12 protein-coding genes are annotated in these 11,823 nt (G+C 61.3%); 5 read left to right on the plus strand and 7 right to left on the minus strand.

Annotation, left to right across the window (positions count from 1 at the left end):
- Window positions 1-34: 34 nt before the first annotated feature.
- The 3 genes from ACIGHL_RS16125 (at window position 35) to ACIGHL_RS16135 (ending at window position 4,342) form a co-directional block, all read left to right on the plus strand.
- Window positions 35-1,405 (plus strand): cbb3-type cytochrome c oxidase subunit I, encoded by a 1,371-nt coding sequence (locus tag ACIGHL_RS16125; protein WP_128120924.1) that lies wholly within the window; start codon window positions 35-37, stop codon window positions 1,403-1,405.
- A 7-nt stretch (window positions 1,406-1,412) separates the two neighbouring features.
- Window positions 1,413-2,228: a CbbQ/NirQ/NorQ/GpvN family protein gene (locus ACIGHL_RS16130; RefSeq protein WP_128120925.1), complete on the plus strand. Its 816-nt coding sequence runs from the start codon at window positions 1,413-1,415 to the stop codon at window positions 2,226-2,228.
- A 77-nt stretch (window positions 2,229-2,305) separates the two neighbouring features.
- Window positions 2,306-4,342 carry a nitric oxide reductase activation protein NorD gene (locus tag ACIGHL_RS16135; RefSeq protein ID WP_128120926.1) on the plus strand — a complete coding sequence of 679 codons (2,037 nt, stop codon included), beginning with the start codon at window positions 2,306-2,308 and terminating at the stop codon, window positions 4,340-4,342.
- A gap of 48 nt (window positions 4,343-4,390) precedes the next feature.
- Here the strand turns inward: ACIGHL_RS16135 and mscL are convergent, their stop codons facing one another.
- Window positions 4,391-4,801, minus strand: coding sequence for a large-conductance mechanosensitive channel protein MscL (gene mscL / locus ACIGHL_RS16140; RefSeq protein WP_128120927.1), 411 nt, complete (start codon window positions 4,799-4,801; stop codon window positions 4,391-4,393).
- Window positions 4,802-5,011: 210 nt separating this feature from the next.
- Here mscL and ACIGHL_RS16145 point away from each other — a divergent pair, with 210 nt between their 5' ends.
- Entirely contained in the window at window positions 5,012-5,281 is a 270-nt protein-coding gene (locus tag ACIGHL_RS16145; protein WP_045430358.1) for an HP1242/YdcH family protein, read from the plus strand.
- A gap of 156 nt (window positions 5,282-5,437) precedes the next feature.
- Here ACIGHL_RS16145 and ACIGHL_RS16150 read toward each other — a convergent pair whose 3' ends face one another.
- Window positions 5,438-5,872 (minus strand): CopD family protein, encoded by a 435-nt coding sequence (locus ACIGHL_RS16150; RefSeq protein ID WP_128120928.1) that lies wholly within the window; start codon window positions 5,870-5,872, stop codon window positions 5,438-5,440.
- A 115-nt stretch (window positions 5,873-5,987) separates the two neighbouring features.
- On the opposite strand from ACIGHL_RS16150, the gene radA reads away from it, so the two are divergent.
- A complete protein-coding gene (radA, locus tag ACIGHL_RS16155) occupies window positions 5,988-7,349 on the plus strand; it encodes a DNA repair protein RadA (protein WP_046163898.1) in 1,362 nt (453 codons plus the stop codon).
- Between the two features lie 8 nt (window positions 7,350-7,357).
- Here radA and ACIGHL_RS16160 read toward each other — a convergent pair whose 3' ends face one another.
- From ACIGHL_RS16160 to glyA, 5 genes are all read right to left on the minus strand, one after another.
- A complete protein-coding gene (locus ACIGHL_RS16160) occupies window positions 7,358-7,729 on the minus strand; it encodes a PilZ domain-containing protein (RefSeq protein WP_128120969.1) in 372 nt (123 codons plus the stop codon).
- Window positions 7,730-7,787: 58 nt separating this feature from the next.
- Window positions 7,788-8,249 (minus strand): methyltransferase family protein, encoded by a 462-nt coding sequence (locus tag ACIGHL_RS16165; protein ID WP_128120929.1) that lies wholly within the window; start codon window positions 8,247-8,249, stop codon window positions 7,788-7,790.
- Window positions 8,250-8,349: 100 nt separating this feature from the next.
- Window positions 8,350-8,988 carry a response regulator gene (locus tag ACIGHL_RS16170; protein ID WP_045430370.1) on the minus strand — a complete coding sequence of 213 codons (639 nt, stop codon included), beginning with the start codon at window positions 8,986-8,988 and terminating at the stop codon, window positions 8,350-8,352.
- A 34-nt stretch (window positions 8,989-9,022) separates the two neighbouring features.
- A complete protein-coding gene (locus ACIGHL_RS16175) occupies window positions 9,023-10,375 on the minus strand; it encodes a cache domain-containing protein (protein WP_216706981.1) in 1,353 nt (450 codons plus the stop codon).
- 174 nt (window positions 10,376-10,549) lie between these two features.
- Window positions 10,550-11,803 (minus strand): serine hydroxymethyltransferase, encoded by a 1,254-nt coding sequence (gene glyA / locus ACIGHL_RS16180; protein ID WP_128120931.1) that lies wholly within the window; start codon window positions 11,801-11,803, stop codon window positions 10,550-10,552.
- Between the last annotated feature and the right edge of the window lie 20 nt (window positions 11,804-11,823).

Below are 11,823 nucleotides of genomic sequence, written 5' to 3' on the forward strand. Positions count from 1 at the left end.
AAAGCCCGCCGGACGAACATGCAGGGGTTCAGCCATGCGCTATAAATCACAATCGGTCGCCTACTGGTACTTCGCCGTAGCAATGGTGCTTTTCGGACTGCAATTGGTGTTCGGCCTGCTGTCGGCAACCAAATACCTGGGGCCGGACCCGCTGCTGAGTATCCTGCCGTTCGATGTCACCAAGGTGATCCACACCAACCTATTGATCGTCTGGGTCCTGACCGGCTTCATGGGCGCGACCTACTGGATGGTGCCCGATGAATCGCGCACCGAACTACACAGCACCAAGCTCGCTTACATCCAGCTGGGACTATGGACCGCCATGGGGGTTACTGCCGTCATCGGTTACCTGTTCGGCTACGGCACAGGCAACAAGCTTCTGGAGCAGCCGCTGCCGCACAAGATCGTCATCGTCATCTGCATGCTGATATTCCTCTACAACATCGGCATGACCATCAAGAAATCCGGCCGATTCACCACCACCGAAGGCGTGCTGCTACTGGGGTTGGTCAGCTCCGCCGTGCTGTTCTTTCCAGCGCTGCTGCACTACGAGAACTACACGGTCTCCATCTTCTACCGCTGGTGGACCATTCACCTGTGGGTGGAGGGCGTGTGGATGATGATCATGGGGGCCTTCCTCGCCTATCTGCTGATTCGCCTCTCCGGGGCGGACCGTGAAGTGCTGGAGAAATGGTTGTACGTCATCGTTGGCCTGGTGTTCATTGCCGGTATTCTCGGCACGGCGCACCACTACTATTGGGTCGGCGTGCCCCACTACTGGCTACCGATTGGCGGTTTTTTCAGCGCGCTTGAGCCGCTGGCCATTATCGGCATGGCGATGTACGCCTACAGCGCCATGCGCCGCTCGGGCATGGCGCACCCCAATTCGCTGGCGCTGCATTGGGCGCTTGGCAGCACCATCTTCACGCTGTTCGGTGCAGGCCTGCTGGGGCTGGCGCACACCTGGCCAAGCGTCAACAAGTGGACCCACGGCACGCTGATCACCGCCATGCACGGCCACGCAGCTTTTTACGGCGCCTACGCCATGATCGTGCTGGCGATGATCACCTATGCCCTGCCATCGCTGACCAACAAGCGGCCGGAGCAAGGCACAACGATCGGTTACTGGGCCTTCTGGCTGCAGCTGTCCGGCATGTTCGGCATGACCCTTTCTTTCGCCACGGCGGGGATCGGCCAGGTGTATCTGGAACGGATCATGGGCATGGGCTACCTGGATGCGCAGCTGAAAATCCAGATTCACTTCGTGATGCTGATCTCCACCGCCAGCATCTTCTCCGTCGGCGTCGGCTTATTTATCTACGACTTCTTCAGTTACCGACCGCGTTTCGAGGTAGAGGAACACGAGCCAACAGAAACCGGCATGCCTGCAGACAGGACCATCTGAGGTGGGCGTGGATCAGTCTGTTCATGACCTCACCGCTCGCCGACCGCAGGACGAGCCCTGGTATCGGCCGGCGGGTAACGAGGTCACGCTGTTCGAGCATTGCCACAAGCGGGGCCTGGCAGTCATGCTCAAGGGCCCTACCGGCTGCGGGAAAACGCGTTTCGTCGAACACATGGCGTGGCGGCTTGGTCGGCCGCTGATCACCATTCCCTGCCATGACGACCTGGCGGCGAGCGACCTCATCGGTCGTTACCTGATCCGACATGACGGTACCGTCTGGCAGGATGGACCGCTGACACGAGCCGTTCGTGAGGGTGCGATCTGCTATCTCGATGAGGTCGTCGAGGCGCGGCAGGACACGGTGGTGGTGCTGCACGCACTGACCGATTACCGACGCACTCTGCCGATCGACAAGACCGGTGAGAACGTCCAGGCAGCACCCGGTTTTCAGCTGGTCGTGTCTTACAACCCCGGCTACCAGCGCATGCTTAAAGACCTCAAACCCAGCACCCGTCAGCGCTTCGTCGCGATGGACCTGGATTTCCCGGCACCCGAGCACGAGGCGCTGATCGTGCAGCATGAAAGCGGCGTCGAGCCAGCCCTTGCTAAGGGACTGGTCAGCCTCGCAGGGCGTATCCGCCAGCTGCGTGACCGCGGGCTGGCAGAGGTCCCCAGCACCCGACTGCTGATCGCGGCGGGCACGCTGACCCTTTGCGGCATTCCGGTACGGGAGGCTTGCTATGCAGCTGTTGTGTCACCGCTGTCCGACGAGCCCTCGATGGTCAGCACCCTGCGCGATCTGGTTAACGGCACCTTTGTCTAGACATTGCACCTTCCTCCGCCACCCAGCCGCGGCTAACAAATACGCCGAGCAACGTCGCCGCGACGGTTCCTGTCGGCATGGCTGAAGCCGAGGAGCTGGTCAGCGACGCCGCACGCCATGCCACGGTGTTCGTGCAAAGGTTATGGCGCCGTCATCGTCCGCTGCCGAAAGGCCCGCCTACGGTAACGCTTGCTGATGCGGCGCCTCGCCTTGACCTGCTGATTACCGCCGTCACGGGTACAAGCTACCCGATCAGAATTGCGCAGCTCCCGCCGATACCCACCGTGCTGGCTCGGCTGTTTCGCCGGGCTCAGCATCCCTGGCAGAGCCAGGCAATTCCGGCCACCGACGGCAAGCACCTGTGGCTGCCCGCCGACTCCGGTATCGAGGACATCGAGCGCGGTCACGAACACTATCGAATCATGGCACTGCAACAGGCGATACGTGCTCAACGTGGCAGTGCCAGCTTCATCGACAGAACGCTTTCACCGCTACAGGCCGACGTCTATCTGCTACTTGAAGCCTGGGCGGTCGATGAAACGCTGGTCGAAATGCTGCCAGGCATGGGCTCGGCCGTTGAGCATTTACGGCGGCAGGCCTTGCGGCAACGCCCGTTACTCACCGCGTTCTCTCCGGCGCGCCAGCCGCTCGAATCGCTGCTGCGTCAGTTGCTCGCGAGCCCGTGCGGTCGAACGCTGGAAGATTTCCCGCTCAGCGAATCGCCTACGCATTCACAGCGGCTGATCGATCCCGTATTGAGCACGCTGGGGTTGTCACCCCAGGACTGTTCACTGGGTAATGCCCCGCTGCTGCGGGACTGCTGGACCGGCCACCTTTTTCGGCCCAGCAGCGCAGGGGAAGGGTCAGCAAACGCGCTGCCCGCAGACGGCCAAACCTCCACCGACACAGCACCGCCGCGCAGCGCTCACTTGCCCAGGCGCCCAGATATCCGCAACGCCGCCGAGGACGAGGACAAACACGACGAGGGAGTATTCATGGTGCAGGCCGATGAGCCGCACCAGCACGCAGAGGACCCGCTGGGCCTGAGTCGCCCGGTCGACCATGACGAGGACACCAGCGCAGACGAATACGGCGACATGCTTTCCGAACTGCCCGAGGCACGCCTGGTCTCGACACCCGGGCGTCCAAAAGAGGTGCTGATTTCGGACGATCCGCCAGACAGCAACACGGCCCTGCAGCTCAAACGTGCCATCGCCGACGGCCAAGGCCTTTCCTATCCGGAATGGGATTACCACACCAGGCACTACCGCCAGCCCGGCGCCATCGTCCGCGTGCTGCCCAATCTGCCCGGCTCCCCGCAATGGGTAGAAGCCACGCTGGATGAACACCGTTCGATGCTGAACCAGATCCGCCGGCGCTTCGAAATGCTGAGGGCCCGCCGCGCGACGCGACGGCGCCAGCTGGATGGCGATGAGATTGACTTGCAAGCCTACATCGACAGCTACGCCGAATTCAGAGCCGGCGGCTCGCTGTCCGATGCGCTGTATCAGAACCGACGCATAGCAGAACGGGATCTGGCGATTACCTTGCTGATCGATGTCAGCGGCTCGACGGACGGCTGGGTATCAGCCGGGCGCCGGATCATTGATGTGGAGCGTGAAGCGCTGCTCGTCGTCTGCATCGCGCTGGAAAGCCTGGGTGAGCCTTACGCCGTGCAGGCCTTTTCGGGCGAAGGACCGGACGCCGTGATCGTGCGCCAACTGAAACGCTTCGACGAACCTTTCAGCCAGGAAGTGGCCCTGCACATCAGCGCGCTCGAGCCGGAACATTACACCCGCGCTGGCGCGGCGATCCGTCATGCCAGCAGCGAGCTATTGCAGCAGCCTGCCACGCATCGATTGCTGCTGCTGCTCTCCGATGGCAAGCCGAACGACAAGGATGAGTACGAGGGTCGCTACGGCGTAGAGGACATGCGACAGGCCGTGACCGAGGCCAATCTGCAGGGCATCTCGACGTTCTGCCTGACAATCGACCGCCAGGCAGCCAACTACTTACCGACAGTATTCGGCGCTCATCAATACGCCCTGCTGCCAAAACCGGAACTGCTGCCAAGCGTACTGTTGGAGTGGCTCAAGCGGCTGATCGCGACCTGATCAGGCCAAAGTGTTTAGAGATCGAACGCCGCTGGAACCCGCTCAGGCTCAGGGTCGATTTTGCGCACGCAGTGCATCCCGGATCTCGGTAAGCAGCGTTTCCTCCTTGCTCGGCGCTGGCGGTGCAGACGGGGCCGCCGCCTCCTTGCGCTTCAAGCTGTTGATGCCCTTGACGGCGAGGAAGATGGCGAAGGCCACAATGATGAAATCGAATACTGTCTGCAGGAAGCTGCCATAGCTCAAGGTCACTGCGGGCGAATCACCAACCGCCTGCTTGAGCACAATGGAGAGGTCCGAGAAATCAACACCGCCGATCAACATACCCAACGGCGGCGTCACGACATCGGCGACAAAGGACGAGACGATCTTGGTGAAGGCGGCGCCGATGATTATCCCCACCGCCATGTCGATGACGTTGCCTCTGACGGCAAATGCCTTGAATTCGTTGATCATGCCCATCTTGCTTTCCTTCAATCGGATAGTTTTTTGCGGTCGGATCGTCCGCCGTAGCACTTCGACAAGCTGCAGCATAGATTGGGTTCAAGTCGCGAGCCAGAGACCTTCAGCGATGAGCGGCAGGCAACAGTACGGACTGCTTGATCGCCGTCAAAAAGAATCGCGTGGCGCAACGCTAAGGTACAGCTCTTCTCATCCAACCGGAGCGGCACCATGCACGTCGAACATCACCCCCTGGTCAAGGATTTCCCCGAAAAGCTCGAGCAACTTCATCAGCTGCGTCAGCAGGATCCCAAGTTCGCCCGCAAGGCTGAAACCTACGAGGCACTGGACAAGCAGATTTGCCGTGTCGAGGACGGTGTTGAACTGCTCGATGACGAAGCCCTGAGCGCGCTCAAATTGGAGCGTGTATCGCTCAAGGACGACATTGCGCGTGACCTCAAGCGTGCCAGCGGCAGCTGCTGCGGTGGCTGCTGCGGCTAATCCTGCTCGGCCCTCCCCACCCGTCAGCCTCGGTTCGCCTGGCGTGACGGGTCGCGGATATCTTCTCCCCCTTGGCTAACCTTTCAAACGCGTCCAGCCGCTAGCATCCAGCCGGTTTCTCTCTTCTGCGAGAACTGATAGACCGCGCTGTGGCGGTTAGAACAACCCGCCGAATCTAAAGCCCGATCCAACCCAGACGAAGGCCACCGCTGTCAGTGTGATCAGCACGATATGCACACCCAGTTGCGGCAAGCGCTGCGCATCGAGCTTCGGGATGATTGCCAGCCTTGCATGTACACCCAGCGCTGCGGTGAAAACCAGCAGCACCAGCTTGGCCTGAACCAGATGAGCAATTGGCGAGTCGCCAAACCATTGCGCGTGCGGCAACCACTGCCCGGCCAGCCATATTCCGGTGGCAATCTGTAACAGCAACGCCGGGATCCCGATCCGCTCGTAGAGCTGTTCAAAGGCCCGCACCGGCTGCACATCACGCCGGCGCAGAGCACCGGGCAACACGCTGAACAGCAAAACCAAGTGGCCGCCTACCCAGACGCTGGCACCTAGCAGGTGCAGAAACAACAAGTGGCGCATGGGATGACTCCTGTTCGGTTTGTTTACAGTCTGGAGGGTTATGTGGCGCTTGTGGCTGATGGCGATCAAGTCAGCCGCTATCATGCGGCTCCACTCATCCGACGCGGAGTCCCCCATGGCCAAGGCCAAGCGCATGTATGGCTGCACCGAATGCGGCTCGACCTTTCCCAAATGGGCCGGCCAATGTGGTGACTGCGGCGCCTGGAACACGCTGGTGGAGACCATTATCGATGGCGCAGCCCCACCATCGGGCCGCGCAGGCTGGGCTGGGGAGCAAGCCAACATCCGAACGCTGGCCGAAGTCAGCGTCGAGGAAGTACCACGTTTCTCCACCGCCTCCGGTGAGCTGGACCGGGTGCTCGGAGGCGGGCTGGTTGACGGCTCGGTGGTGCTGATCGGCGGTGATCCTGGCATCGGCAAGTCAACCATCCTGCTGCAGACCCTCTGCAACATAGCCCGCCAGTTCCCGGCCCTTTACGTGACCGGCGAAGAATCACAGCAGCAGGTCGCCATGCGCGCACGACGCCTCGATTTGCCGCAGGACCGGCTCAAAGTGATGACCGAAACCTGCATCGAAACCATCATCGCCACTGCACGCTTGGAAAAGCCCAAGGTGATGGTGATCGACTCGATCCAGACCATCTTCACGGAGCAGTTGCAGTCCGCCCCCGGCGGCGTCGCTCAGGTCCGTGAGAGCGCGGCGTTGCTGGTGCGCTTCGCCAAGCAGAGTGGCACCGCAATCTTTCTGGTTGGTCACGTCACCAAGGAAGGCGCGCTGGCAGGGCCGCGCGTGCTCGAGCACATGGTCGATACCGTGCTGTATTTCGAGGGCGAGTCGGATGGTCGCCTGCGCCTGCTGCGCGCGGTGAAGAATCGCTTCGGCGCGATCAACGAACTGGGCGTGTTCGGCATGACCGATAAAGGCCTCAAGGAAGTCACCAACCCTTCGGCGATCTTCCTCACCCGCGCTCAGGAAGCGGTACCCGGCAGCGTCGTAATGGCCACCTGGGAAGGCACGCGCCCCATGCTGGTCGAAGTGCAGGCCTTGGTCGATACCAGCCACATGGCCAATCCGCGCCGCGTCACCCTTGGCCTCGACCAGAACCGCCTGGCCATGCTGCTGGCCGTCCTGCATCGCCACGGCGGCATTCCGACCTACGACCAGGACGTGTTCATCAACGTGGTCGGCGGCGTAAAAGTGCTGGAAACGGCCTCAGACCTGGCGCTGATGGCAGCGGTGATATCCAGCTTGCGCAACCGCCCGCTGGATACCGACTTGTTGGTGTTTGGCGAGGTCGGTCTGTCCGGGGAGATCCGTCCGGTGCCGAGCGGCCAGGAGCGACTGAAGGAAGCCGCCAAGCATGGTTTCAAGCGCGCCATCGTGCCCAAGGGCAACGCGCCGAAGGAGGCGCCTGCCGGGCTGCAAGTAATTGCCGTGACGCGCCTTGAACAAGCATTGGACGCCCTGTTCGAGTAATCCCGGTTCTATCGCGGCTCGCCAAGCGCTGCCAGCTCACGTTCGAGCAGCGCTTCGTCGCCCAGGTTAAGTTCGACCAGCCGCCGTAGGTGGCTGATCGAGTCGACATCGATATGCCGGCAGACCAGCCCGACCAACTCACCGTCGCCATGAGTCATCTCTACTTCCATGCGCACCTCGGCGTCATCCGAGAGCCGAACGCGGGCTTCGAACGGCTGGGAGGGATCGGCATCCCAGCCAGCCGGGCGGTGCACCAACAAGCCCCTCAGGGAAAGATCGTGCAGCTGGACAGGCCAGCGACGCTGGCCTTGCACCAGCTCCGTTTCGGCATCGAATTCAAAGCGCTGGAAGCGCCGGCGGTCGCTGGTTGTCTCATTCATCATGTCCACTCCCCGAAGACTTCATTTCTCACTATAGGCGACATCATCACCCACCTGCTCAGAGCCACCGCCGTACACGCCGTCGGTAGATTCGATAGTCGTCACCAAACAGCCGCATCAGCAGGTGCTCTTCGTGAACGATCACGGTGCGTTGCATGCAGACGATCAACAAGGGCAATAGCAGCCACGGCCAGACACTGTTGAGCAACAGTCCAACACCGCAATAGATGAAGGTGTCGGCGAGATAAATCGGGTTGCGCGAGAAACGAAACGGCCCGCTCTGCAACAGACTGCTCGGCTTGCCGTAGGGGTTGATAGTGGTGCGATAGCGATGCATTTCCAGCGCCGACCAGAGCATCAGCACGATGCCGACCGCTATCGATACCCAGCCGGCATAAAACACCAGTTCATGCTCAGGCAGGTCGAGAGGCACCCATTTCGACGCCCCCCACGCACAACCCATGAAAGCCAGATAGACCAGCGGTGGAGGCGGAATCATTCTGACAGAGGCGTGGCTCATGGCGCGTCCCGATGTATTGGATGCACCTATCCTACAGAAGCCACCGCGTAACGCCGCCTGCTTTTAGTAGCGCGTCCCGGCGGCGCTGGCAGTTGCCAGGTTAATGCTGCCCTGGGAGCCAGCCATGCACCATTGCATGCTTCATCAGATCCGCCGGGCGGTCGATATCCAGTTTACGGCGAATGCTCAGGCGATGCGTTTCGACCGTCCGTACGCTGATTTGCAGTGTACGCGCCATGGTCTTGTTGTTATGCCCTTGGGCCAGCATCAGCAGCACTTCACGCTCACGAGGCGTGAGCTCGCGCTCCTCGGCGCTCCGGCTGGCCAGCTTCTCGGCGATACCCTCGCTGTAATAGGTGCCTCCGGCGGCAATCGCTTGGATCGCGACAATTATTTCCCGTGAGGGCGCATCTTTCAGTACATAGCCGCTGGCGCCGACCTTGACTGAAGTGTTCACGTATTCCTGATTGTCGTACATGCTCAGAATCAGCACGCGCAAGCCAGGAAACTGCTGGCGCAGTGATTGCGTCAGTTCAAGACCATTTACATCCTTCAGCCCGATGTCCATCAACACGACATCGGCCGTGACACGACCCAGCAGCTCAAGCGCCTCGGCGCCGCTGCCAGCTTCGCCGACGACGTCCAATTCGGGCACGGCCATCAGCAAGGCGCGGATGCCGTCCCGAACCAAAGCATGGTCGTCGATCAAAGCCACCTTGATACACGCTTGCGGGTTCATCGAGCGAGCCTCTTATTATTCAATGTTCGATAGTTCAGCCGGCCCGGGCCGGCAAGGTGACATCCAGTTCGGTGCCACCGGATTCAGATAGCAGGCTGAAACGCCCACCGAAGTGCTCCACCCGTTCACGGATGTTACGCAGACCGATGCCGCCGCCCTTGATGCTGTCGAGATGGCGCGGATTGAAGCCGACTCCGTCGTCCCTCACCCGCAGGCGCACCGACGCGTCGTTGCCGTCCAGATTGATGTGCACCGACTCCGCTGCAGCGTGACGTTCGATATTGGCAAGCGCTTCCTGCAACACCCGGAACAGCGCAACTGCCACCGAATCGTCAGGATCGTTCTCACCGAGGCCGTTGCTGTATAGCATTTTCAGCCCGCTGCGCTGTTCGAACTCGGCCACAAGCTGGCCAACAGCCGCCGACAGGCCCAGCGTGTCGAGCAGCGACGGATGCAGATCATGGGAGATGCGCCGCACCTCGCCAATTGCCCCCGCCAGCCGCTCGGTGCCGCGATCCAGCGTTGCCAGCGCATTGGGATTACCGCTGGCGAGCTCGTGACTGGCCAGTTCAAACTGGAACTTGATCGACACCAGTAACTGACTGATGCCGTCATGCAGCTCGCGAGAAACCCGTGAACGCTCTTCTTCCTGCAAGCTGACAATGCGCTGGGTCAGTAACTGCAGCTTGCGGTCGGCCAGTCGTCGTTCGCTGACATTGAGCGTCAGGCCGCTGGCGAACACCAGCAACACCGCGACGAGCGCGACGCCGGCGATGGCCAGCATGGTGGTGTAGATGCCACTGGCGACCTCTTCGCGCACCTGCAGAATCGCCTCATCTACGTCCTCGAGATAGATGCCGGTGCCCAGCATCCAACCCCAACGCTCCAGCATCACGACATAGGCCAGTTTCGCGGCGAACTGTCCGGTCGACGGCTTCTGCCAGGCGTATCGCTGGAATCCGGTACCTGTCTCGGCACTGCGCATCAGTGCCTGGATCACCGGCAAACCGTTAGGATCGGTCATGTTCCACAGATCCTTGCCGACCAGCTCGCTCTGGCGCGGATGCATCAGGTTGCGCCCGCTGCGGTCGTAGACGAAGAAGTAGCCATCGCTGCCGAAACTGAAGCGCCCCAAAGCAGCGAGCACCTTCTGTTTGGTCGCCTCATCGTTCAGACCGCTGTCATAGAACGGCGCGATGGTACTCAAGGCCATCTCGACGTAGTTCTTCAGCTCGGCCTGCTTGCTCGCCAGGATGCTGCTTTCGATCAGCTTCGCCTGCTGCTCGCCGAGCCGCTGGTTCTGGAACAGCACCAGCGCGCAGACCACCGCCACAGCCAATAGCAGGGGCAGGATGCTGAGCGCGGCAATCTTGTGCTTGAGCTGCATCGAGCCTCTCCGATGACCTAAATCTGGCAAAACGTGAGTGAAACTTAACCCAGGCGGCGCGGCAGGCACAGTACCAGATGGCACTTAGCCTTGACGCGCCGTGACGCGGGCGATTCCTCACTGAAACGAAAAAGCCCGGCACAGGGCCGGGCTTTCGTTACTGCACGAAGCGTCTTACTGACCGTAGACCGGGAATTTGGCGCAGACCGCCTCGACCTTGGCACGGACTGTTTCGATTACCGACTCGTCGCCCATGTTGTCGAGGATGTCGCAGATCCAGCCAGCCAGATCGCGGCACTCGGTTTCGCCGAAACCGCGGGTGGTGACGGCCGGAGTACCGATGCGCAGACCGGAAGTCACGAACGGCGAACGCGGGTCGTTCGGTACGCTGTTCTTATTCACGGTGATGTGCGCGTTGCCCAGGGCAGCATCCGCGTCCTTACCGGTGATGTCCTGCTTGATCAGGCTGAGCAGGAACAGGTGATTCTGGGTGCCACCGGAAACCACGTCGAAGCCGCGCTGGATGAACACTTCAGCCATGGCCTGGGCATTCTTCACGACCTGCTGCTGATAGGCCTTGAACTCAGGCTGCAGCGCTTCCTTGAAGCAAACCGCCTTGGCGGCGATGACGTGCTCCAGCGGGCCGCCCTGGGCGCCCGGGAACACTGCAGAGTTCAGCTTCTTCTCGATCTCGGCATTGGCGCGGGCCAGGATCAGACCACCGCGTGGGCCGCGCAGGGTCTTGTGAGTAGTAGTGGTCACTACGTCGGCGAACGGCACCGGGTTCGGGTAGACACCAGCAGCAACCAGACCAGCTACGTGGGCCATGTCGACGAACAGGTAGGCACCGACCTTGTCGGCGATCTCGCGGAAACGGGCGAAATCCAGTTTCTGCGAGTAGGCAGAGAACCCAGCGACGACCATCTTCGGCTTGTGCTCCAGGGCCAGGCGCTCGACTTCGTCATAGTCGATCAGGCCCTGGTCGTTGATACCGTACTGCACGGCGTTGTACAGCTTGCCCGAGGACGAGACGCTGGCGCCGTGGGTCAGGTGGCCGCCGTGGGCCAGGCTCATGCCGAGGATGGTGTCACCGGCCTGCAGCAGGGCCAGATAGACGGCGCTGTTGGCCTGGGAGCCGGCATGCGGCTGGACGTTGGCGTAGTCGGCGCCGAACAGTTCCTTGGCACGGTCGATGGCCAACTGCTCGACCACATCGACGTACTCGCAACCGCCGTAGTAGCGCTTGCCCGGATAGCCTTCGGCGTACTTGTTGGTCAGTACCGAACCCTGGGCTTCCATCACCGCCGGGCTGGTGTAGTTCTCCGAGGCGATCAGCTCGATGTGGTCTTCCTGACGCTTGGCTTCCTGCTCCATGGCAGCGAAGAGATCGGCGTCGAAACGGGCGAGGGTCAAATCACGGCTGAACATGGCAGTCCCCTGAGAATCAG

The sequence above is a fragment of the Pseudomonas sp. NPDC077451 genome, from assembly GCF_044543345.1.
Classification (GTDB): Bacteria; Pseudomonadota; Gammaproteobacteria; order Pseudomonadales; family Pseudomonadaceae; genus Stutzerimonas.

Bases quoted from the DNA above. Each gene is read 5' to 3' on its own strand.
- ACIGHL_RS16125 (WP_128120924.1), top strand. From the start codon at position 35: ATGCGCTATAAATCACAATCGGTCGCCTACTGGTACTTCGCCGTAGCA.
- glyA (WP_128120931.1), bottom strand. From the start codon at position 11,803: ATGTTCAGCCGTGATTTGACCCTCGCCCGTTTCGACGCCGATCTCTTC.
- ACIGHL_RS16165 (WP_128120929.1), bottom strand. From the start codon at position 8,249: ATGAGCCACGCCTCTGTCAGAATGATTCCGCCTCCACCGCTGGTCTAT.
- ACIGHL_RS16170 (WP_045430370.1), bottom strand. From the start codon at position 8,988: ATGAACCCGCAAGCGTGTATCAAGGTGGCTTTGATCGACGACCATGCT.
- ACIGHL_RS16160 (WP_128120969.1), bottom strand. From the start codon at position 7,729: ATGAATGAGACAACCAGCGACCGCCGGCGCTTCCAGCGCTTTGAATTC.
- ACIGHL_RS16175 (WP_216706981.1), bottom strand. From the start codon at position 10,375: ATGCAGCTCAAGCACAAGATTGCCGCGCTCAGCATCCTGCCCCTGCTA.
- mscL (WP_128120927.1), bottom strand. From the start codon at position 4,801: ATGGGCATGATCAACGAATTCAAGGCATTTGCCGTCAGAGGCAACGTC.
- ACIGHL_RS16145 (WP_045430358.1), top strand. From the start codon at position 5,012: ATGCACGTCGAACATCACCCCCTGGTCAAGGATTTCCCCGAAAAGCTC.
- ACIGHL_RS16135 (WP_128120926.1), top strand. From the start codon at position 2,306: ATGGCTGAAGCCGAGGAGCTGGTCAGCGACGCCGCACGCCATGCCACG.
- ACIGHL_RS16150 (WP_128120928.1), bottom strand. From the start codon at position 5,872: ATGCGCCACTTGTTGTTTCTGCACCTGCTAGGTGCCAGCGTCTGGGTA.
- radA (WP_046163898.1), top strand. From the start codon at position 5,988: ATGGCCAAGGCCAAGCGCATGTATGGCTGCACCGAATGCGGCTCGACC.